Raw genomic sequence first — 20,009 nt, 5'->3', positions numbered from 1 at the left:
CGCACAAAAAAGGACTGTGCGCAATAACGCACAGATCGGAGATTACCCGCCATGAAGCCCGTCGGCCCCGTCGACACACCCAGACTGCTCAAGTCGATCCGAAGCGACCGCGGCTGGAGCCTCGACCAGACTGCAGCGAACACCGGCGTCAGCAAGGCGATGCTCGGACAGATCGAGCGCGGAGAATCGATGCCGACCGTCGCGACGCTCTGGAAGATCGCCACCGGCCTGGGCGTGCCGATGACCGCGCTGCTGGAGACGGATAGCGGCGACGATGATGTCCTGCTCATGCGCGACGCCGCGGACTTGCGCGTGCGCCCGTCACAGGAAGGCATGCAGCGGGCTCTCGTCTTTCCGTACGAGGCCCGGTTCGGTTTCGAGCTCTACGAGCTTACCTTCGCGCCCGGATTCGAGAGCATCTCGGAGCCGCACGACACCGGCGTCGTCGAGCATATCACCGTGCTGCAGGGCGAGGTCGAATTGCTGGTGGAAGACGAGTGGCGGCCGCTCAAGCAGGGGCAGTCGCTGCGTTTCCCCGCCGACCGCCGTCACGGCTATCGCAACCGGACAGCTGAGGAAGCCGTGGTCATCGACCTGATCCACTACCGCTTCGCGCCGGACTCATCCCGTCATTCCGGCTGGAGCGCAGCGGAACGCCGGAATCCATCTTAGAGCTCAGCGCTCTACGATGGATTCCGGAACTACGCCGCTGACGCGGCTTGTCCGGAATAACGTCCAGTGGCTCTGAAAAGCGTTCTCACTCCCCCAGCACCACCACCTTCGCGCCCTCGGCCACCTGCGCACCCGGCTCGGCGCCGAGCTCGGTGACGGTGCCGTCGCGCGGAGCGGTCAGGACGTGCTCCATCTTCATCGCTTCGACGATGGCGAGCCGCTGGCCCTTCACCACCGCCTCACCGGCCGTGACGAAGAGCGCGATCAGCTTGCCGTGCATCGGCGCCTTGATCACGCCGCCAGCGCCGGCGACCGCATCGAGATCGACGCTGAACGGGTCGAACAGCGCGACGGAGGTCTGCCGGCCGCGATGCAGCGCGAGATAAGTCCCAGCTTCGGCGCGGGCGAGCGTCACCTCGTGCTCGCCCTCGGGCAGCGGGTGGCCCGGCAGCGAGACGCGGGCGTCATCGCCATTCCACTCGATTCTGGCCTCGATGCGCTCGCCATCGACCAGCAGCGGCAGGCCGAGCGCCGGGCGCGGCATCAGCGAGAAGGCATCGGTGTCGAGCCAGGGCGACTTGCCCTCCTCGGCCGTGCGCTCGACAGCGAGACGCAGCAGCGCCTCCTGGCGCTCCTCCTCGAGCTGCAGCGCCGCGGCCGCGACCGCCGCCGCATCGAGCGGCTGCGGCTCGGCGCCGAGCGCTTCGATGTTGCGCTCGATGAAGCCGGTGTCGAACGGCCCCTTCCGGAACCCTTCCGCCTCGGCGAGCTTCTTCAGGAAGGCGAGATTGGTGCGCGGCCCGGCGACGATGGTCTCGCCGAGGGCGAAGGCGAGATGGTCGAGCGCCTCGTTGCGGGTGCGGCCATGCGCGATCACTTTGGCGATCATCGGATCGTAGTACGGCGTCACGGAATCGCCGGCCTCGACGCCGGTATCGATGCGGATGTCCTCGCTCTGCGGGAATTGCAGCGCCCAGAGCTTGCCGGTCGAGGGCAGGAAGCCCTTCTCCGGATCCTCGGCATAGAGGCGCGCCTCGACGGCGTGCCCTTCGGCGCGGACATCCTCCTGAGCGAAGCCGAGCGGCTCGCCGGCGGCGACCTTGAGCTGGAGTTCGACCAGGTCGAGCCCGGTGATCGCCTCGGTGACGGGATGCTCGACCTGGAGCCGGGTATTCATTTCCATGAAGTAGAAGCGGTCCGCTCTGAGGCCGTCGCGGCCGTCGGCGATGAACTCGACCGTGCCGGCCCCGACATAGCCGACCGCCCTCGCCGCCTCCGTCGCCGCCTTGCCCATTGCGGCGCGCACCTCCGGCGTCATCCCCGGCGCCGGCGCCTCCTCGATCACCTTCTGGTGGCGGCGCTGCAGCGAGCAGTCGCGCTCATAGAGGTGGACGACATTGCCATGGCTGTCGCCGAACACCTGGATCTCGACATGGCGCGGCGAGAGCACGTATTTCTCGACCAGCACGCGCGCATCGCCGAAAGCGTTCTTGCCCTCGCGCTGGGCGCTCGATAGCGCGTCGGCGAAATCCTCGGGCCGGTCGACCTTCTTCATGCCCTTGCCCCCGCCGCCGGCGACCGCCTTGATCAGCACGGGATAGCCGATGCGCCCGGCCTCCTTTGCCAGGAAATCCACATCCTGCTCGGCGCCGTGATAGCCCGGCACGACCGGAACATTGGCCTTCTCGACCAGCGCCTTGGCCGCGTCCTTCAGGCCCATGGCGCGGATCGCCGAAGCCGGCGGGCCGACGAAGACGATGCCGGCCGCCGCGCAGGCATCGGCGAAATCGGCATTCTCCGAGAGGAAGCCATAGCCTGGATGGATACAGGCTGCGCCGGCCTCCTTGGCGACGGCGAGGATCTTCTCGGCGTCGAGGTAGCTCTCGCGCGCCGGCGCCGGACCGATCCGATAGGCCTCGTCCGCCATCTCGACGAACAGCGCCTCGGCGTCGGCGTCCGAATAGACCGCGATGGTGCGCAGGCCGAGCCGCCTGGCCGTGCGGATCACCCGGCAGGCGATCTCGCCGCGATTGGCGATCAGGATGGAGGGCAGTTTGGCGGCAATCGACATGGGACATCCTCGAACCGATGCCCCGTTATAGCTCAGCCGAAGCCCTTGTCTGCGCCTTGTTGCGCAGGGTGCGGATGGGCGCCTTCACCAGAACCTTCCCGTCATTTCGGGACTTCGCGCAGCGAAGGGCCCGGAACCCAGAACCGATGCCGCTCGCCAGTTGAGAAACCTCGTCCTCTCCCCTTCGCGATCACGCGCATCTGTTCTGGGTTCCGGGCTCAGGCCTTCGGCCTGCCCCGTAATGACGGTGAGCTTCATTCGAGCAGCCGCAACCGCCGCCCGAGCTTCAACGTCGCCGTCGTGCCGACGATCAACCCGAACGCGAAGACCCAGCCCGAGGCCGCTCCGGCCGAGATGCCCGAGAGCAGCGTGCCGACCGTGCAGCCGAGCCCGAACACCGTGCCCCAGCCGAGCAGCACGCCACCGATCAGCCCACGCAACACGTGCCCACCATTCGGCCGCCGCGGCTTGAACTCGCCCGCCGCCAGCGCCGCGGCGAAGGCCGCTGCGACCAGCCCGGCGACGAAGAGCCCGTTCGGCGTCAGCAGAGCATCGCGGATCAGGGTGGCGCAGCCGCGGAAGCTGTCGAGCCCTTCCAGCCGCGCCGGCAGCCAGTCGAACTGGGTTGCCAACTGGCGCGAACGCGAGCCGAGCTCGGCGGTGACGCCGAGCGGCGACAGGCGGAGATAAGCGGCAACGCCGATCAATCCGACGAAGAGCCCGCCCAGCCAAGCCGGCCAACGACGCAGGAAGATCGCGGCGATCGGATCAGTTTGCGCTTCTTGCGCAGCGCCCAGCTCGCTTGGCCGACCAGCTCGCAGCAACCACCACGCAATTGCACCAAGCACCGTGAGTTCAGCTACAAGCGCGCCGCCATAGCCGAGCTGGCGCGGCAGCCACAGCACGGGCGAGTCCGAGATCGTCAGGAGATAGAGTTCGTTCCAGCTCAGGAAGCCGAGAATGAAACCGAGCCCTGCGCCGATCAACGCGAAGGGCGAGGTCGACGAGCCCTCCCCCAGCCGGTAGAGATGGGCGCTGATGCAGGAGCCGGAGATCGCCATGCCGGCGCCGAAAGCGAGCCCGGCCAGCAGAAGTGCCGGGCCGACCGGGCCGATATGCGCCGTCGGTGGCAGACGCAGACCCGAGGGATCGGGCAGCCAGGCGCCGTAGATCAGGGTGTAGCCGGCGAGCCCGACGCCAAGCGCAATGAGAATACCGAGCAGCCCGCGCGGATCGCGCCGGTCGAGCCAGTCCTTCCAGATGCAGAAGAAGCAGAAGCGGGCCCGCTGCAGCACGAAGCCGAAGGCAGCGCCGAGGATCAGCGAGAGCTGGAGCTGCGGCGCCAGATCGCCATGGCGCCCGACGAGATAGATCGAGACTGCGATCGCGCTAGCGACGACCGCCGCCGCGATGAAGCGCAAGGGCGGCAGCCTGATCGGCTCCGCCCCCGCCTGCCGGCGCGCCGTCTCATAGTCCAGCGCGCCGCTATCGTCGGAGATGCTCATTCAGTCTTACTTGCCGCCCCAGACCGTACCGGCCGGGTTCGCGATCGGCAGGCCGACGACATTGCCGTACTCGGTCCAGGAGCCGTCATAATTGGCGGCCTGGTAGCCGAGGACGCGCGAGAGGATGAACCAGGTGTGGCTCGAGCGCTCGCCGATCCGGCAGGAGGTGATCACCGGCTTGGAGCCGTCGATGCCGACCTCGGCATAGAGCTTCTTCAGCTCCTCCGGCGATTTCAGCGTCCCGTCGACCTGGTTGACCGCGCGCGCCCACGGCACGTTGACCGAGCCGGGGATATGGCCGGCACGCAGCGCCAGTTCCTGGAAGCCGGCCGGCGCGATGATCTTGCCGGAGAACTCGTCCGGCGAGCGGATGTCGAGCACGCGCGCTTCCGACTTCTTCTCGACAGTGGCGACGACATCCGTCAGCCGCGCGCGCAGCTTCTTGTTGGGCTCGCCCACAGTGAAGCTCGAGGCCTTGACCGGCACCGGGTTGGTCGCGACCGGGCGCTTCTCCAGCTCCCACTTCTTGCGGCCGCCATCGAGCAGCTTCACGTTGTCGCGCAGGCCGTAGATGTCGAACACCCAGGCGCCCCAGGCGGCGAACCAGTTGTTGTTGTCGCCGTAGAGGACGACGGTCACGTCCTTGTCGACGCCGAGCTTGCGCGCCAGCGCCTGGAATTTCTCCGGACCGGCGATGTCGCGCGAGACCGTCTCGACCAGGTCGGTATGCCAGGCGATGTTCTGCGCACCGGGGATATGGCCGCGCTCATAGATGCCGGACTCGACGCTGACCTCGACGATCCTGACCTTGGGATCGCTGAGGTTCTTCTCGAGCCACTCGGTCGAGACCAGCGGGCCGGACTGGGCCAGCGCCGCGCCGCCGAGCGCGAGGCTCGCGGCCAGCACGGCCGCACCACGGCGGATGAGGGAGAGGACGGACATTCTGGCGCTCCTTGGCGCCGAAAGGGCCGGGTTACCGGGCTGTTTCGGCATGAATTGCAGGGGCTGCCATGATTTCGCCACAACCTCCGCGGGAGAAGCCGCACAGGATTTTTTTGTTTGCCGCCAAGGCGGAAGAACCCGGTCGTACGACCTTGGTCTAGGAAGAATATTCTTCTTTTGCTTCGACTTTCGTCCGATCCCGCGACTGTCTGGTCGCGCGCCAGATCGCCCAGGTCGCCTGGAAGGAGAGGAAGGCGACGAAGACGTCGAACAGGTATTCCGGCCAGCGCACCGGCAGCAGCCGTGCGCCGAGGCCGAGCAGCGCGAAGCCGGTGGTCGAGATTGCGTCGTTGCGGGACGAAAGCCAGGTCGCCTTGATCACCGGGTTGGACTCGGCCCGGAAGCGCCAGAGCACGCCGATGATCAGATAGGCGATCAGGATCGCGCTCGCCGCCGAGAAGCCGAGCGCGAAGACCTCGATCGGCCGCGGCCGGGCGATCTTGTCCCAGAGATCGTAGAGCGTGTGCAGCCCCGCCACCGCCATCACCGCGCCGATGCCGAGCGCCGCGACCTTTTCAGCCCGCTCGTCGCGGCCGAAGACCAGTGCTGCGATGCCGTAGAGTGCGACGTCGTAGACCCAGTCGACACCGTCCTTGAACAGCTGGTTGTTGCCGATCGCCAGCGCCCAGAGCACGACATTGCCGGCGAAGATCAGGATGCCGAGCGCGATGCCCCAGATCGTCAGCCGATAGGCCCGGCCGACTTTGGGTTCGACCGGCGCAGCATGGCCGGGCTCGCTCTCACCGTCGGCGCCTTCATCGTCATGGTCGCCCTTGTGGCGACCATCCACGTCTTCAGTCTGCTGTGACGCATCGAAGGCTGACAAGCGAGGCACTCCAGAGCCGCCCCGGACAATGTCGCGCATGCCATGCGCTTCGCAAGACGTCGACGGCCGGGACAGGCCCGACCATGACGATAGCGGGTCGCCACTCATCGCGCCGGCGCTTGCGAGAGCGTGCGCCTCAGCCGCGGCCGACGAAGGGCGCCTTGGTCGCCATCACCGTGACGAACAGCACGTTCGCCTCGATCGGCAGCGCCGCCATGTGCAGCACGGTCGAGGCGACATGGCCGACATCCATCACCGCCTCGACCTTGATCGAGCCGTCCGCCTGCGGCACGCCGGTCGTCATCCGCTGCGCCATCTCGGTCAGCGCATTGCCGATATCGACCTGGCCGACGGCGATGTCGTATTTGCGCCCGTCAAGGGAGGAGGTCTTGGTCAGCCCGGTGATGGCATGCTTGGTCGCGGTATAGGCGATCGAGTTCGGCCGCGGCGCATGGGCCGAGATCGAGCCGTTGTTGATGATGCGCCCGCCGCGCGGCTCCTGGTCCTTCATCAGCTTGAACGCCTCCTGCGTGCACAGGAACGGGCCGGTCAGGTTGGTGTCGACCACCTTCTGCCAGTCGGCCAGCGACAGGTCCTCCAGCATGATCCCACCCGGCGCATTGACGCCGGCATTGTTGAACAGCACGTCGAGCCGGCTGAACCTGGCCTTGGTGGCGGCGAACAGCGCCTTGACCGAGCCCTGGTCGGTCACGTCGGTCGGCACCGCGAGCGCCTGCTCGGCCGGGGCACCCGAGAGCTTGATCGTCTCCTCCAGCGCATCCGCCCGGCGCCCGGCCAGCACGGTACGGTAGCCGTCCTTCAGGAAGGCGATGGCGACGGCCCGGCCGACGCCCGAGCCGGCGCCGGTGATGATCGCGACCTTGTTATGCCCTGACATGCGTTTCCTCGCCCTACCGTGTTTTCAACCGTTTCAGGTGCCGCACCATAGCAGCGTATGCAGTATACGGAACTGCTTTCCCCGCAGACCGGCCGCTTGCCAGCGTTTGCACCTAGCCTGCTGTTCTAGCGAGGGAGGATACGCCATGACCAGCCTGAGCCGTCGCAGTTTCATCGCCGCTGGGGCCGCTGGTCTTAGCCTGCCCGCTTTCGCCCAGCAGCCCGGGCATGAGCAGCATGGCGGCCATTACGAGCGGCTGAACCAGCCCGGGCGCATCGGCAAGCCCGAGCTCGCCGCCTCGCAGAACGTCTTCGATTCACCGGCGCCAAAGGCGGCCAACGCCGGCCGCTGGAGCGCGAAGGCCCTGCTGCCGCTGCCGCGCTCGGAGATGGCCTGGGCGACTGCCTACGAAGACCGCATGCACATCGTCGGCGGCTATGGCGAGCAGCGCACCGACCGGGCCTATCACCACGTCTACGATCCCAAGGCCGACAAATGGAGCGACGGCGCGCCGTTGCCGCAGGGCGCCAACCATGTCGGCGTCGCCTTCCTCGACGGCAGGCTCTACGCCATCGGCGGCTTCCTCGAGCAGAACCGCAAGCCGCATCCGCGCTGCTTCGTCTACGATCCCAGGACGGATAAGTGGGCGCAGATCGCGCCCCTGCCCCGCCCGATCGGCTCGGCTGCGATCGTCGGCCTGAACGGCCTGTTGCACTCGATCGGCGGCGCCATCGGCGACACCACCGAGAGCAAGACCTCGGTCAACTGGCACCGCGTCTACGATCCCAAGGCCGACGCCTGGAGTGAGCGGGCGCCGCTGCCGACGGCGCGCGACCACACCGGAACGCTGCCGATCGGCAACCTGATCCATGTCATCGGCGGCCGCGTCGACAGCTTCCACACCAACTCGAACCTGCACCACGCCTATGACCCTGCGACCGACAAATGGGCGCCGCGCAACCCGCTGCCGACCGCCCGCTCCGGCCATGGCGCCGTGCTCTATCGCGGCAAGGTCTTCATCATGGGCGGCGAAGGGACCAACCGCGTCTTCGGCCAGATGGAGGCCTATGACCCGGCGAGCGACGGCTGGGAGCAATACGCCCCGATGCTGACGCCGCGCCACGGCCTCGGCGCCGCCTTGGTCGGCGACGCCATCCACGTCGCCGGCGGCGGCCCGGTCATGGGCGGCGGCGTGCAGAGCGCCGTGCATGAGGCGTTCAGTCTGGGGTGAGCCAGCTGGCTCGTCGGCAGCGCTACCCCACCTCGACGACGATCTTGCCGAACTGCTGGTTCGTCTCGAGATAGCGATGCGCTTCGACGATCTCGTCGAAGGCGAAGACCTTGTCGATGACAGGCTTCAACGCGCCGCGCTTCAGCCCGTCGAGGATGAAGGCCTTGGCGCGCTCCAGCGCCCGCGGATCGCGCACGACCTCCTTGTACTGGTAGCCGGCGAGCCGCAGGTTCTTCGCCAGCAGCGGGAAGAGCGGCAGCGGCGTCGGCTCCGGCGAGAGCGCGCCATAGGCGATGACGATGCCGTTCTGCGCCATGGCGCCGAAGACCTGTTCGAGCGCCGGCCCCGCGACCGGATCGAAGGCGACGCGGGCGCCCTGCCCGCCGGTGTGCCTGGCGACGGCCTCCGCCAGATCCTCCTCCTGCGTGACGACGACATGCGCCGCGCCGGCCTCAGCTAGCGCCTGCGCCTTTTCACGCGTTCGCGTCGCCGCGATCGGGATCGCGCCGAGTGCCCGCGCCGTCTGGATCGCCGCGATGCCGACGCTGCTCGACGCCGCGGTGATCAGCACATATTCGCCCGCCTTCAGCCCCGCGAGCTCGACCAGCGCGCCATAGGCGGTGACATGCGCCATCCAGAGCGCGGCCGCCTCGATGAAGGAGAGCTCGGCCGGATGCTTCACCGCAACGGCCGCCGGCACCGTCGCGACCTCGCCATAGCTGCCCCAGCGCGTGATCGAGAGCGGCGGCACGATGCTGATCGCATCGCCCTTGGCGAAGCCGTCGACGCCCTGCCCGAGCGCAGTGACGATGCCGGCCGCCTCATAGCCGAGACGGGCCGGAAACATCGGCTCCTCGACATAGGGGCCGGAGCGGAACATCGACTCGGCCCGGTTGAGGCCGATCGCCTTCACCGCGATCTGCAGCTCCCCCGGCCCCGGCGGCGCGATCTCGACCTCCTCGATACGCAGCACTTCGGGTCCGCCCTTCTCATGAAAACGAACGATACGCGGCATGGCTGGCTTCCTCATCGGTGATGGATGAGGTCGATATGGATTGCTCGCAATGCCGCGATAAGTCGGCGTATCATCGCCACACTTGAAACGTTGAGTTTGTAATCATGGACCGTCTTGCCAGCATGGAGGTCTTCGTCAGGGTGGTGGAGGCAGGCACGCTCACGGCCGCCGGCATCAGCCTCGGCCTGTCCTCGCAGATGGTCGGCAAGCATCTGCGTTTCCTCGAGGAGCGCACCGGCGCGCGATTGCTGCACCGGACGACGCGGCGCCAGAGCCTGACCGAGATCGGCTCGGCCTATTACGAACGCTGCAAGCTCGTCCTGGCCGAGGCCGAGGCGGCCGACGCGATCGCGCAGAACCTGCGCGCTACCCCGCGCGGCAAACTGCGGATCAACGCCCCGCTCAGCTTCGGCGCCCACAGCCTGACGCCGGCGCTGACCCGCTACATGCAGCGCTTTCCCGAAGTCAGCGTCGAGCTCACCCTCACCGATCGTGTCGTCGACCTCGCCGAGGAAGGTTATGACGCGGTGATCCGCATCTCGCCGCTGAAGGATTCAGGGCTGATCGCCCGCGCGCTGAAACCCTACCAGCTGATCGCCTGTGCCTCCCCGGCCTACCTTGCGCAGCGCGGCACGCCACGGACGCCGGCGGATCTCGCGAGCCATGAATGCCTCGGCTTCGCCTACTGGGCCGCCCCGCCTCTGTTCGACTGGGAATTCACCGGTCCCTCTGGCACCGAGCGCGTCAGCGTGCGCAGCCAGTTCCTGGTCAATAACGGCCAGGCATTGCGACAGGCAGCGCTCTCAGGCTTCGGCATCACCCTTCAGGCAGAGGACATGCTGCGCGAGGACCTCGCCAGCGGCCACCTGGTCCAGGTGCTGCCGGCCTATGAGGGGCCCACACGGCCGATGCACATCGTCTTCATGCCGGACCGCCGCCCGACCCCGAAGCTACGCAGCTTCGTCGACTTCGTCGTTGCCGAATTCGGGTGATCCCGGCGGCTGGAGCCGGATCGGATCAGGTTGAACCAACCTGATCGGCGAATCCGTCTCCTATTTTAAGTCAGAGCCGGCTCACGGAATCGCTCGGCGCGACAGGCGCGTCCGGGAACCGGTCGAGGACAAAGGCGATGGCCGCCGTCGCGACGATCGCGAAGACCAGCCGACCGAACAGCACGCTGGTCAGGTCGGCGCCCAGCGCGACCACGACCAGCGTGTCCTCGATCAGGCTGTGGGCGAAGCCCATGAAGACGCTGGCGAGGAAGACCTGGCGCGGCTCGATCGGCTGCCGGCGCACCTCCGCCAGCATCAGCCCGCTGCCATAGGAAATGCCGAGCAGCAAGCCGACGGTGGTGAACGGCAGCGCCTCCTGGCGCAGGCCCACCAGGCGGAACAGCGGCGCGAGGCCCCTGTAGAGCACATCGAGGATGCCGGCGGCCCTGAGCAGTTCCATCGCCCAGGACAGGGCAAGCAGGACCCCGAGCATCACGACCAGCGTCCTGGCGGTGCCATAGGCGAAGCCGATCCAGCCGCCCTCGCCCGCTGCGGGCTTCCAGACCGGGGCGATCGGCTGCGACAGCCAGCCCGTCGCGGAAAAGAGCTGATGCAACAGCGCCGCAAAGGCCATCGCGCCGGCGATACGCAGGATCGACGTCGCCAGAAAACTCGGCCCAGCCCTGGCGACGATGCGCTGCTCGACCGGAATGGCATGCGCCATCAGCAGCAGGCTGGAGAACACGGTCATGTCGGCGGTGCTGAGCGCCGTCATCGGCACGAGCGTGAACAGGACGACCACGGCGCCCCACATCCCGACCAGCAATCCCGTCAGCCAGGCCAGTGCCAGCTCCGGCGGCAGGCCGAAGAGTCCCATCGCTGGCGCGAGCCAGGGTGACAGGAGCCTGATGACGCCGAGCTCGGTCAAAGCCTGCGTCGCCACGGCGATCGGGACCATGATCACCACCAGCTCGCGGTAGACGGCCAGCGTCTCCACCGTCTTGCGGTAAAACTGGGTTTGCAGCGGCATCGGCGGCGATCCTCGATTGGTGCCGGAACGCTAGCGCCGATGCATGCGCGGTGGTGGTCAAAATCATCGCCTTCGTGCAATTTTATTGCACGACAGTGCGTAGGATGGCCGCGATGGATCGAATCGACAGAAAGCTCCTGAACCTGCTCCAGGCCGACGCCTCACGCACCAATGCGCAGCTCGCCGATGAGGTAGGCCTCGCGCCATCGAGTTGCCTGCGGCGGATCCGGCGCCTGGAAGCGGCCGGCATGATCCTGCGCACCGTGGCGATCCTCGATCCCGCCAAGACCGGCAAGGGGCTGAAGGTGATCATCACCGTCGAGCTCGCCCGGCATGACGAGCCGAGCCGGCGGCAGTTCCTCGAGCTGGCATCGCGCCAGCCGGCGGTCGTCCAGGCCTATAGCGTCACCGGCCAGACCGACGCGATCCTGATGCTGCGGGTGGCCGACATGGACGAGGTGACCGCGCTGTGCGAGCTGCTGTTCGACGAACGCAGCAACGTGACGCGCTACTACACGATGATCGTCAAGAAGACCGGCAAGGAGACGACGGCGATCCCGCTTTGAGCCAACAGCGACAGCCTCGAACTAAGCGGCATTATCCTGCATACAAAATTCCGCATACACTCTTGTCGCTCACACGAGGGCGCATTACTCCTTGCATGCAAGAACAAGCGACAAGCATGGGAGGAAGACAATGAAGGGGTTCCGCAAGCTCGCGCTGGCCTTGGGCGCGCTCGCCATCAGCGCAGCGCCGGCCTTCGCATTCCCGGATCGACCGGTGCAATTGATCGTGCCCTGGGCAGCCGGCGGCGGCATGGATTCGGTGATGCGCATCTTCGCCAACGGGCTCGAGGCCGAGCTGAAGCAGCCGGTCAACGTCGTCAACCGCACCGGCGGTGGCGGCATCACCGGCCACTCGGCAATCGCGAATGCAACGCCGGACGGCTACACCCTTGGCGGCGCCAGCCCGGAGATCTCGTTCTTCAAGTCGCTCGGCCTCGGCGATCTCACTCCGGATTCGATCGATATGTTCTCGCGGGTGTCGCTGATTCCGGCCGGCATCACCGTCAAGGCCGACAGCCCGTGGAAGACGGCGGCCGACTATCTCAAGGCGGTGAAGGACAGCCCGAAAGGCTCGATCATGGCTTCGGGCACCGGCGTCGGCGGCTCCTGGCACATCGCCTCGGGCGGCATCCTGAAGGCGGCCGGCATCGCGCCTGACGCGGTGCGCTGGGTGCCGAGCAATGGCGGCGCCCCTGCCCTGCAGGACCTCGTCGCCGGCGGCCTGCAGGTCTTCACCGGCTCGCCGATCGAGGCCAAGGCGATGCTGGAAGCGGGCCGCGTGCGCACCATCCTGCTGATGACCGAGGAGCGTCACCCGAACTTCCCGGATGTGCCGAGCGCCAAGGAGGCCGGGCTCGACTGGACCTATCAGAACTGGTTCGCACTCGCTGCCCCCAAGGGCGTGCCGGCCGATCGGCGCAAGATCCTGTTCGACGCAGCCCAGCGCACCATGCAGCGCGAGGATGTCCGCAAGGGCATGGCCGATCGCGGCATCACCCCGGTCTGGGACAAGCCGGAAGAGTTCGCCGCCTATGTGAAGGCCTTCACCGAGCGCGGCAACGGCGTGCTGAAGGAACTGGGGTTGACGAAGAACTAAGGCATATCGCCGTCAGAGAGCGGCACGTCAGCGCTGAGCCCGGAAGCAGCGACCGCGTCTTTTCCCGTCATGGTCGGGCTTGTCCCGACCATCCACGTCTTTACTTCGCTGATCCAGCGTGGTGTTCAAGACGTGGATGCTCGCCACAAGGGCGAGCATGACGAGCTGAAATAGCCGCGCCGGTCATGAAGCCGCTTCACAGCCGGAATGACGGGCGGTCCTTCTAGTCGATTTCGATGAGCTTCTGAATCGCGTCGAGAGGGATCGAGTATCGCCGGAAAAGCGCTCTGAGCTCTTCACGTTGCCAAACTGCCAGGTGCTTCGAAATGGCGATCTGAATCACATCCGGATGAGCCCAAACTTGAACATGCATTGAATCAAGCAGGAAAAGGAAATTACGCTCGTCGCCATGGCTATAGAAGCTCATTCCTTTGAGATTTACTTCTGAATAATCGCCGTAATGCTCGATCGTAACATCCATCGGCGATAGCTCTCACATCCTGAACACGCCGAACCGCGTCTCCGGCACCTCGGCGTTGAGGCAGGCGGAATAGGCCAGCGCCAGCACGCGGCGCGTTTCGGAGGGCAGGATGATGCCGTCGTCCCAGAGCCGGGCGGTGGCGTAATAGGGCGAGCCCTCGGCCTCGATCTTGTCGCGGATGGGCGCCTTGAAGGCTTCGGCGTCCTCGGCCGTCCAGGGCTTGCCCTCGGCTTCGAGATTGTCGCCGCGCACGGTCGCGAGCACGCTCGCCGCCTGCTCGGCGCCCATCACCGAGACCTTCGAGTTCGGCCAGGCGAACAGGAAGCGCGGCGAGTAGGCGCGCCCGCACATGCCGTAATTGCCGGCGCCGAACGAGCCGCCGACCAGCACCGTGATCTTCGGCACCCGCGCCGAGGCGACCGCCGTCACCAGCTTGGCGCCATCCTTGGCGATGCCACGCGTCTCGGCCTCGCGGCCGACCATGAAGCCGTTGATGTTCTGCAGGAACAGCAGCGGGATGCGGCGCTGGCAGCAGAGCTCGATGAAATGCGCGCCCTTCAGCGCGCTCTCCGAGAACAGGATGCCGTTATTGGCCAGGATGCCGACCGGGATGCCGTGGATGCGGGCGAAGCCCGTCACCAGCGTCGAGCCGTAGAGCGGTTTGAACTCGTCGAGCTGAGAGCCGTCGACCAGCCGGGCGATGATCTCGCGGGCGTCGTACTGCTTCTTGAGGTCGGTCGGCACCACCGACTCGAGCTCGTCCGCGCCGTAGAGCGGCTCGACCGGCTCGGCAATGTCGATATCCGGCCGCTTGACGCTGTTGAAGTTGCTGGCGATCCGCCGCGCGATCGCGAGCGCATGGGTATCGTCGCCGGCATAATGATCGGCGACGCCCGAGAGCCGCGCATGGACGTCGGCGCCGCCGAGGTCCTCGGCCGAGACGACCTCGCCGGTCGCCGCCTTCACCAGCGGCGGACCGCCCAAGAAAATCGTGCCCTGGTTCCTGACGATCACCGTCTCGTCCGACATCGCCGGCACATAGGCACCGCCGGCGGTGCAGGAGCCCATCACCACGGCGACCTGCGGGATGCCGAGGCCCGACAAAGTCGCCTGATTGTAGAAGATCCGGCCGAAATGCTCGCGATCGGGAAAGACCTCGGTCTGGTGCGGCAGGTTCGCTCCGCCCGAATCGACCAGATAGATGCAGGGCAGGCGGTTCTCGCGCGCGATCTCCTGGGCGCGCAGGTGCTTCTTCACCGTCATCGGGTGATAGGTGCCGCCCTTGATGGTCGCGTCGTTGCAGACGACCATCACCTCGCGCCCGGCGACACGGCCGATGCCGGCGATCATGCCGGCGCCGTGGACTTCCTTGTCGTACATGTCGAAGGCGGCGAGCGCGCCGATCTCGAGAAAGGCGGAGCCTGGATCGAGCAGGCGCAGCACGCGTTCTCTGGGCAGCAATTTTCCGCGCGCCGTATGGCGCTCGCGCGAGCGGGCATTGCCGCCGAGCGCCGCGATGGCGCGCCGCTCCGTCAACTGCTCGCGCAGCGCGCTCCAGGCTTGCGTATTGGCGCGCGCCTCGGCCGAATTGAGATCGACCTTGCTCTCGATGACCGCCACGGCGCGCTCCCTCACGACAATTCTTCAGTGCGGGTTATGGCGCGCCGCGCCCAAAAGGCAAACAGGCGGCGGCGCACAGATGCGCCGTGCGTAAAGCCGAACCGCACGCCGCAGCCGCGCTTGACCATGTCGGACACTTGTCCTAAACGAAATTTAGGACAAATGACCTAGCGCTCTGACAGGTAGCGTGCTGGTCCGGGGAGTGGACGAGGTGACTGAGAGGACGACCCGTGACCTCATCGTCGAGACGGCCGACCGGCTGTTTTATGAGAACGGTTTCGATCACACCTCCTTCGCCGACATCGCCGGCCCCGTCGGAATTTCGCGCGGCAATTTCTATTATCATTTCAAGAGCAAGGACGAGATTCTCGACGCTGTCATCGAACGGCGCCTCGCCAACACTGCCACGATGCTCGCCGCCTGGGCAGAAGGCGATGAGAACCCGGCTGGCCGCATCCGCAGCTTCATCGACATGCTGATCGCCAACCGGGTGAAGATCATGGCCTATGGTTGCCCGGTCGGCACGCTCTGCAACGAGCTGGCGAAACTCGACCATCTCGCCCGCCCCCGGGCCGGCGAGATCTTCACGCTGTTCCGGGATTGGCTCCGCCGTGAATTCGCCCGGCTCGGCCACACCACCGAGACAGCAGATGCACTCGTCATGGAATTGCTGGCCCGCAGCCAGGGTGTCGCCGCGCTCGCCAGCGCCTTTCGCGACGAAGCTTTCATCCGCCGGGAAGTCGCGCAGATGCATGCCTGGCTGGATGCGCAGCGCCCCTCCCCGTCACCGGCCTGACCCCGCCGGTCAGCCACCGCCCCTTCCAGGAGAGACAATCGGCATGTTCATTGTCCTGCTTAGATTTTCGCAGAATGCCGGCCGGGCGGCCGAGTTGATGGACGGCCATAATGCCTGGCTGCGACGCGGCTTCACTGAGGGCATCTTCCTGCTGGCCGGCAGCCTCCAGCCGAAGCTCGGCGGCGCGATCATCGCACACGGCACCACGCTGCCGGAGCTTCAGGCCCGCGTGAATGACGATCCATTCGTTGCCGAGCATGTCGTCGAGGCCGAAATCCTGTCGATCGCTCCCGGCAGGGCCGACGATCGCCTGGCTTTCCTCCTCGATGACGCTTCGGGATTGAAAAGATGAGCACGATCATTCCGGGACCGGACGGCAGGCCGCGTTGCCGCTGGTGCGCGGCGGCGCCCGAATTCCTCGCCTATCACGACACGGAATGGGGACACCCGGTCGGCGACGACCATCGTCTCTTCGAGAAGCTGTCGCTCGAGGCGTTCCAGTCCGGGTTGAGCTGGCGGACCATCCTTGCCAAGCGCGAGAACTTTCGCCGGGCCTTTGCCGGCTTCGACTTCGATCGCATCGCCGCCTTCACCGAGCAGGACGCCGCCCACCTTCTCGCCGACCAGGGCATCGTGCGCCATCGCGGCAAGATCGAAGCCGTGATCAACAATGCTCGCCGGGCTCAGGCGATCGTCGCCGAATTCGGCTCGCTGGCAGCTTTCATCTGGCGCTACGAGCCGACTGCCGACGCGGTCGCAGCGCCGCAAACCGCCTCGACCTCCGCCGCATCGATCGCCCTGTCGAAAGAACTGAAGAAGCGCGGCTGGCGCTTCGTCGGCCCCACCACCGTCTACGCCTTCATGCAGGCGATGGGGCTGATCAACGACCATGTCGAAGGCTGCGTCATCCGGGCTGAGGTCGAGCGCTCCCGGATGGCTTTTCGAAAGCCGGCGTGATCGGCAGCCAATCCGCTGGTAGCCTTGACGCTACTCGCGCATGCGCCGGACCGAGCCGGTCACGGTCGGAGCTGCGAACGCGCCGACCGCGCCACCCGCAACCGCGCCGATCGGCCCGCCGATGATCGCGCCCGTTCCCGCACCGGCGGCAGCGCCCGCAATGCGCTCCTCAGTGGTCGAGCAGGCTGAAAGCAGGGCCGCCAGACAGCCCGCGAAGATGAACCTCGTCATCATCGTCCCCGTAGTTGATGTCACGGGGCAAGCATCCGGGCGGATGGTCAACGCAAGGTAAACGTCAGGAAACGGCGACCGTCGGGCCGAAAATCCGCTCGAACTCGGCCCGCAATGCGCTGTCGACCTCGGGCATCGTCACCAGCAGGCCGAGATCGACCAGCGAGGTCACGCCCTGGTCGGAGACACCGCAGGGCACGATGCCGTCGAAATGCGTCAGTTCCGGCTCGACATTGAGCGAGATGCCGTGGAACGAGACCCAGCGTCGGACCCGGATGCCGAGCGCGGCGATCTTGTCCTCGGCATTCTCTCCCTTCTCCGGCCGCCGCACCCAGACGCCGACGCGCTCTTCGCGCCGCTCGCCGCGGATGTTGAATGCGCCGAGCGTGCCGATCAGCCAGGCCTCCAGCGCCGAGACGAAGCGGCGCAGGTCCGGCTCGCGCCGCTTCAGGTCGAGCATGACATAAGCCACACGCTGGCCGGGGCCGTGATAGGTGAACTGCCCGCCCCGCCCCGTGCGATGCACGGGGAAACGCTCCGGCGTCAGCAAATCCTCGTCCTTCGCCGAGGTGCCGGCGGTGTAGAGCGCAGGATGCTCGACCAGCCAGACGCGCTCGCGCGCCACGCCGTCCGCGATCAGCGCGGCACGGGCTTCCATCTCGGCGACGGCCGCCTCGTAGCCGACCGGCTCGTCGGCGATCACCCATTCGACCGGCTCTGAACCCGCCTCCGGCAGGAACGAGACCGCAAGCGCCTCGCGCGTCTTCACTATGGCTTAACCTAGTTTGTTCAACTCTTGGCAACCGGTGCGGCGTCCGATCGCTTCGCCGCTGCTCATGCGCCGGTTTCTGCGTCGCTGGCAAGTTCGTGGAATCATTTTGAAGTAGGTCTGCGGAGGCGGGTTTTGAAGGCTGATCTCGATCACGTCGCGGTAGAGCTGACGGTGGTGCTCGGCTCGGCACAGATGCCGATCTACAAATTGCTGCGCATGGGCCGAGGCGCGATCATCGAGCTGAACGCGACCGAGAACGACGAGGTCCAGATCCTCGCCAACAACCACCCCTTCGCCAAGGGCCATGTCGTCGTCGCCGGAACGCGAATCTCGGTCGAGATCACCGAGATGCTGAAGCGCCCGACCGTCTACTCGCTCGAAACCGTGGCCGAGGCGGCCTGAGTTCCTGCGGCGAGAGTCGGCGCAATCTCACCCATCGGTGCCGCGCTGTTGAACGATAGACATGGCGAAGACGCCGTTGCCGACCGACCAGTCCGAATAGTCGTTCTCGTGCGTAAAGATGAAGACGTCCTTGGCTGACACGCCGGCTGCCGCGAGGCGCTCGGCGATGCCGGCGTAGAGCGCACGCTTCATCGCGTCGCTACGACCGCGACGCATCGTAATCTCGATGACAACCAGTTCGTCCGACCGCGCGATGCCATTGAACGAGCGATCGTAGAAGAACCTGTCGGGATCGTAGTCCGATACGAGGTTGAAGAGTTCGTCGGCCGGCATCCCAATTGCCTCGACCAGCGCCTGGTGAATGCCGTCGACGATCGCGGCGACGCGTTCGTGGCTCGTGCCCTTTCGAACTGAAGTGCGGATAAATGGCATTGCTCGCTTCTCCTGGAAAACAGCTTCAATAGGGCCTGTTCGAGCGCTTATGCGGGCATAAATGCGCAGAACAAATCGATATCTTCTCCAGTTCTATGTGCATTAAGCTCACAAGATGAAACGCCTGCAGATACCTCTCAATGCACTGCGTTCCTTCGAAGCTGCCGCGCGCCTTGGCCGGATGAGCGCCGCAGCCGAGGAACTCGCCGTCACGCACGGCGCCATCAGCCGGCAGGTCAGGCACCTGGAAGCCATTCTCGGCGTCGCGCTCTTCGATGGGCCACGGACGCGGCCGCGGCTGACCCCGACCGGCAAGGCTTTCCTGCCGTCCCTCTCCGCGGCATTCGACCAGATCGAGACAGCCGTGCAGACGGTGCTGCGCGCCGAGGACGAGGTTCTTGACGTCGGCTGCCTCAGCACCTTCCTGATGCGCTGGCTGATCCCCCGGTTGCACCGCTTCCGTGAGCGCCACCCGAATATCGACGTGCGCCTGAGTGCGACGGACTATTCGCCGGGTCTCAAGCCGAAGCGCTTCGATGTTGAAATCGCTGTGGACGAAGCACCACGCCCGGGTGGCGCCGGGGAGACGGCGCGCATCCTGTTTCAGGAGTGGCTCGGCCCCGTAGCGCGGCCGGATCTGGCGTCCCGGGGCGCAGGCGATCTGTCTCCGCCCCTGCTGCTTCGGACGAAGACCCGCATGAATGCCTGGCCGATGTGGTGCGCAGCGGCCGGCATCGACGCGATCGAGGCGGCTGGCACCACATTCGACCATTATTACTACACGCTGGAGGCTGCTGGAGCCGGCCTGGGTATCTGCATCGCTCCCTGGCATCTTGTCCTGGGCGATATCGAGGCGGGCCGTCTCATCGCCCCGCAGGGCTTCGTCAGGAGCGACTATTGCTACGTCGCCAGAACCAGATCGCCCTCTAATCCCAAGATCGAGCGATTCTGCGCATGGCTGACTGACGAGGCCGCCAGCATGCCCGCTCCGGCCTCCGCACACTCTACTGTCAGCCAATCAGACGTCGGGCCGTAGCAGACATCGAAGCTTTTCCTTCCCATGGCTCTTGTAGCCGGGAACTCGATTTGCTAGACCCGCGCCGCTCCGGAGTTCACCGCCACAGTGCGGTGCCCTTAGGAGCCGCTGCGGTCATGGCGGAATTGGTAGACGCACTACCTTGAGGTGGTAGCGGGGAGACCCGTGGAGGTTCGAGTCCTCTTGACCGCACCAGTTTAGAGCGAGAGCTCGCGAAACGGCGATCCGCAAGGGTCGCCGTTTTTCGTTACGATTGCATCGAATCCACTCCCGGCGCGTTGCCTTGTCGCGGCGGCGCTGACACAAGGGCGCTGACGCGTTCCGGCGCGGCTGTCCTGCCCCGAATCTCCCCACCCTCCCCTTGCCCTCGAATCGCGG

22 protein-coding genes and 1 tRNA gene are annotated in these 20,009 nt (G+C 66.3%); 11 read left to right on the top strand and 12 right to left on the bottom strand.

Going from position 1 to position 20,009, the window contains the following annotated elements; translation table 11 throughout:
• The first annotated feature begins 51 nt into the window (after positions 1–51).
• On the top strand, positions 52–672 hold the full coding sequence (locus ACSQ24_RS10025; RefSeq protein ID WP_436094526.1) for a helix-turn-helix domain-containing protein: 621 nt from the start codon (positions 52–54) through the stop codon (positions 670–672).
• An 85-nt stretch (positions 673–757) separates the two neighbouring features.
• Here the strand turns inward: ACSQ24_RS10025 and ACSQ24_RS10020 are convergent, their stop codons facing one another.
• From ACSQ24_RS10020 to ACSQ24_RS10000, 5 genes are all read right to left on the bottom strand, one after another.
• A complete protein-coding gene (locus ACSQ24_RS10020) occupies positions 758–2,743 on the bottom strand; it encodes an acetyl-CoA carboxylase biotin carboxylase subunit (protein ID WP_436094525.1) in 1,986 nt (661 codons plus the stop codon).
• A gap of 254 nt (positions 2,744–2,997) precedes the next feature.
• Complete coding sequence (locus ACSQ24_RS10015) at positions 2,998–4,248, bottom strand: YeeE/YedE family protein (RefSeq protein ID WP_436094524.1); 1,251 nt, start codon at positions 4,246–4,248, stop codon at positions 2,998–3,000.
• A gap of 6 nt (positions 4,249–4,254) precedes the next feature.
• The gene (locus tag ACSQ24_RS10010) at positions 4,255–5,190 is read right to left on the bottom strand and encodes a sulfurtransferase (protein ID WP_436094523.1); all 936 of its coding nucleotides are present in this window, start codon (positions 5,188–5,190) and stop codon (positions 4,255–4,257) included.
• A 157-nt stretch (positions 5,191–5,347) separates the two neighbouring features.
• Positions 5,348–6,076, bottom strand: a complete 729-nt coding sequence (locus tag ACSQ24_RS10005) for a cation transporter (protein ID WP_436094522.1) — start codon at positions 6,074–6,076, stop codon at positions 5,348–5,350.
• 136 nt (positions 6,077–6,212) lie between these two features.
• The gene (locus ACSQ24_RS10000) at positions 6,213–6,974 is read right to left on the bottom strand and encodes an SDR family oxidoreductase (RefSeq protein WP_436094521.1); all 762 of its coding nucleotides are present in this window, start codon (positions 6,972–6,974) and stop codon (positions 6,213–6,215) included.
• Between the two features lie 145 nt (positions 6,975–7,119).
• Between ACSQ24_RS10000 and ACSQ24_RS09995 the strand changes: the two genes are divergently transcribed.
• Complete coding sequence (locus tag ACSQ24_RS09995) at positions 7,120–8,205, top strand: Kelch repeat-containing protein (protein ID WP_436094520.1); 1,086 nt, start codon at positions 7,120–7,122, stop codon at positions 8,203–8,205.
• A gap of 22 nt (positions 8,206–8,227) precedes the next feature.
• Here the strand turns inward: ACSQ24_RS09995 and ACSQ24_RS09990 are convergent, their stop codons facing one another.
• Positions 8,228–9,220 carry a zinc-dependent alcohol dehydrogenase family protein gene (locus ACSQ24_RS09990; protein ID WP_436094519.1) on the bottom strand — a complete coding sequence of 331 codons (993 nt, stop codon included), beginning with the start codon at positions 9,218–9,220 and terminating at the stop codon, positions 8,228–8,230.
• 104 nt (positions 9,221–9,324) lie between these two features.
• On the opposite strand from ACSQ24_RS09990, the gene ACSQ24_RS09985 reads away from it, so the two are divergent.
• Positions 9,325–10,212 (top strand): LysR family transcriptional regulator, encoded by an 888-nt coding sequence (locus ACSQ24_RS09985; protein WP_436094518.1) that lies wholly within the window; start codon positions 9,325–9,327, stop codon positions 10,210–10,212.
• A gap of 70 nt (positions 10,213–10,282) precedes the next feature.
• Here ACSQ24_RS09985 and ACSQ24_RS09980 read toward each other — a convergent pair whose 3' ends face one another.
• Positions 10,283–11,242 (bottom strand): nucleoside recognition domain-containing protein, encoded by a 960-nt coding sequence (locus ACSQ24_RS09980; RefSeq protein ID WP_436094517.1) that lies wholly within the window; start codon positions 11,240–11,242, stop codon positions 10,283–10,285.
• Positions 11,243–11,355: 113 nt separating this feature from the next.
• Here ACSQ24_RS09980 and ACSQ24_RS09975 point away from each other — a divergent pair, with 113 nt between their 5' ends.
• Positions 11,356–11,808, top strand: a complete 453-nt coding sequence (locus ACSQ24_RS09975; RefSeq protein ID WP_436094516.1) for an Lrp/AsnC family transcriptional regulator — start codon at positions 11,356–11,358, stop codon at positions 11,806–11,808.
• A gap of 130 nt (positions 11,809–11,938) precedes the next feature.
• Positions 11,939–12,904, top strand: a complete 966-nt coding sequence (locus tag ACSQ24_RS09970; protein ID WP_436094515.1) for a Bug family tripartite tricarboxylate transporter substrate binding protein — start codon at positions 11,939–11,941, stop codon at positions 12,902–12,904.
• Between the two features lie 223 nt (positions 12,905–13,127).
• On the opposite strand, the gene ACSQ24_RS09965 is transcribed toward ACSQ24_RS09970, so the two are convergent.
• On the bottom strand, positions 13,128–13,385 hold the full coding sequence (locus ACSQ24_RS09965) for a hypothetical protein (protein ID WP_436094514.1): 258 nt from the start codon (positions 13,383–13,385) through the stop codon (positions 13,128–13,130).
• A 12-nt stretch (positions 13,386–13,397) separates the two neighbouring features.
• Complete coding sequence (locus ACSQ24_RS09960; protein WP_436094513.1) at positions 13,398–15,005, bottom strand: carboxyl transferase domain-containing protein; 1,608 nt, start codon at positions 15,003–15,005, stop codon at positions 13,398–13,400.
• A gap of 211 nt (positions 15,006–15,216) precedes the next feature.
• Between ACSQ24_RS09960 and ACSQ24_RS09955 the strand changes: the two genes are divergently transcribed.
• The 3 genes from ACSQ24_RS09955 to ACSQ24_RS09945 are packed head-to-tail and all read left to right on the top strand — an operon-like array spanning position 15,217 to position 16,758.
• Positions 15,217–15,801, top strand: a complete 585-nt coding sequence (locus tag ACSQ24_RS09955; RefSeq protein WP_436094512.1) for a TetR/AcrR family transcriptional regulator — start codon at positions 15,217–15,219, stop codon at positions 15,799–15,801.
• 43 nt (positions 15,802–15,844) lie between these two features.
• Positions 15,845–16,153: a YciI family protein gene (locus tag ACSQ24_RS09950; RefSeq protein ID WP_436094511.1), complete on the top strand. Its 309-nt coding sequence runs from the start codon at positions 15,845–15,847 to the stop codon at positions 16,151–16,153.
• Positions 16,150–16,758 carry a DNA-3-methyladenine glycosylase I gene (locus ACSQ24_RS09945; protein WP_436094510.1) on the top strand — a complete coding sequence of 203 codons (609 nt, stop codon included), beginning with the start codon at positions 16,150–16,152 and terminating at the stop codon, positions 16,756–16,758. The genes ACSQ24_RS09950 and ACSQ24_RS09945 overlap by 4 nt, the downstream gene beginning before the upstream one ends.
• A 30-nt stretch (positions 16,759–16,788) precedes the next feature.
• Here the strand turns inward: ACSQ24_RS09945 and ACSQ24_RS09940 are convergent, their stop codons facing one another.
• Positions 16,789–16,989: a hypothetical protein gene (locus tag ACSQ24_RS09940; protein ID WP_436094509.1), complete on the bottom strand. Its 201-nt coding sequence runs from the start codon at positions 16,987–16,989 to the stop codon at positions 16,789–16,791.
• A gap of 64 nt (positions 16,990–17,053) precedes the next feature.
• Positions 17,054–17,761: a lipoyl(octanoyl) transferase LipB gene (gene lipB, locus ACSQ24_RS09935; RefSeq protein WP_436097862.1), complete on the bottom strand. Its 708-nt coding sequence runs from the start codon at positions 17,759–17,761 to the stop codon at positions 17,054–17,056.
• Positions 17,762–17,893: 132 nt separating this feature from the next.
• Between lipB and ACSQ24_RS09930 the strand changes: the two genes are divergently transcribed.
• Entirely contained in the window at positions 17,894–18,163 is a 270-nt protein-coding gene (locus ACSQ24_RS09930; RefSeq protein WP_436094508.1) for a FliM/FliN family flagellar motor switch protein, read from the top strand.
• Positions 18,164–18,190: 27 nt separating this feature from the next.
• Here the strand turns inward: ACSQ24_RS09930 and ACSQ24_RS09925 are convergent, their stop codons facing one another.
• Entirely contained in the window at positions 18,191–18,595 is a 405-nt protein-coding gene (locus ACSQ24_RS09925; protein ID WP_436094507.1) for a tautomerase family protein, read from the bottom strand.
• A 115-nt stretch (positions 18,596–18,710) separates the two neighbouring features.
• Here ACSQ24_RS09925 and ACSQ24_RS09920 point away from each other — a divergent pair, with 115 nt between their 5' ends.
• Positions 18,711–19,631 (top strand): LysR substrate-binding domain-containing protein, encoded by a 921-nt coding sequence (locus ACSQ24_RS09920; RefSeq protein ID WP_436094506.1) that lies wholly within the window; start codon positions 18,711–18,713, stop codon positions 19,629–19,631.
• Between the two features lie 110 nt (positions 19,632–19,741).
• Positions 19,742–19,826, top strand: a tRNA-Leu gene (locus tag ACSQ24_RS09915).
• Positions 19,827–20,009: the final 183 nt, after the last annotated feature.

This window comes from Allobosea sp. LjRoot237 (genome assembly GCF_964253285.1).
Taxonomy (GTDB): domain Bacteria; phylum Pseudomonadota; class Alphaproteobacteria; order Rhizobiales; family Beijerinckiaceae; genus Allobosea.
Note: the sequence above shows the minus strand (reverse complement) of the source record. Positions and strands in the feature narration are given on the sequence as shown.

Coding starts and splice junctions, on each gene's coding strand:
- ACSQ24_RS09995 (WP_436094520.1), top strand. CDS start 7,120: ATGACCAGCCTGAGCCGTCGCAGTTTCATCGCCGCTGGGGCCGCTGGT.
- ACSQ24_RS10015 (WP_436094524.1), bottom strand. CDS start 4,248: ATGAGCATCTCCGACGATAGCGGCGCGCTGGACTATGAGACGGCGCGC.
- ACSQ24_RS09965 (WP_436094514.1), bottom strand. CDS start 13,385: ATGGATGTTACGATCGAGCATTACGGCGATTATTCAGAAGTAAATCTC.
- ACSQ24_RS09990 (WP_436094519.1), bottom strand. CDS start 9,220: ATGCCGCGTATCGTTCGTTTTCATGAGAAGGGCGGACCCGAAGTGCTG.
- ACSQ24_RS10020 (WP_436094525.1), bottom strand. CDS start 2,743: ATGTCGATTGCCGCCAAACTGCCCTCCATCCTGATCGCCAATCGCGGC.
- ACSQ24_RS09945 (WP_436094510.1), top strand. CDS start 16,150: ATGAGCACGATCATTCCGGGACCGGACGGCAGGCCGCGTTGCCGCTGG.
- ACSQ24_RS09975 (WP_436094516.1), top strand. CDS start 11,356: ATGGATCGAATCGACAGAAAGCTCCTGAACCTGCTCCAGGCCGACGCC.
- ACSQ24_RS10010 (WP_436094523.1), bottom strand. CDS start 5,190: ATGTCCGTCCTCTCCCTCATCCGCCGTGGTGCGGCCGTGCTGGCCGCG.
- ACSQ24_RS09940 (WP_436094509.1), bottom strand. CDS start 16,989: ATGACGAGGTTCATCTTCGCGGGCTGTCTGGCGGCCCTGCTTTCAGCC.
- ACSQ24_RS09970 (WP_436094515.1), top strand. CDS start 11,939: ATGAAGGGGTTCCGCAAGCTCGCGCTGGCCTTGGGCGCGCTCGCCATC.
- ACSQ24_RS09985 (WP_436094518.1), top strand. CDS start 9,325: ATGGACCGTCTTGCCAGCATGGAGGTCTTCGTCAGGGTGGTGGAGGCA.
- ACSQ24_RS09925 (WP_436094507.1), bottom strand. CDS start 18,595: ATGCCATTTATCCGCACTTCAGTTCGAAAGGGCACGAGCCACGAACGC.
- ACSQ24_RS10025 (WP_436094526.1), top strand. CDS start 52: ATGAAGCCCGTCGGCCCCGTCGACACACCCAGACTGCTCAAGTCGATC.
- ACSQ24_RS10000 (WP_436094521.1), bottom strand. CDS start 6,974: ATGTCAGGGCATAACAAGGTCGCGATCATCACCGGCGCCGGCTCGGGC.
- ACSQ24_RS09920 (WP_436094506.1), top strand. CDS start 18,711: ATGAAACGCCTGCAGATACCTCTCAATGCACTGCGTTCCTTCGAAGCT.
- ACSQ24_RS09950 (WP_436094511.1), top strand. CDS start 15,845: ATGTTCATTGTCCTGCTTAGATTTTCGCAGAATGCCGGCCGGGCGGCC.
- ACSQ24_RS09980 (WP_436094517.1), bottom strand. CDS start 11,242: ATGCCGCTGCAAACCCAGTTTTACCGCAAGACGGTGGAGACGCTGGCC.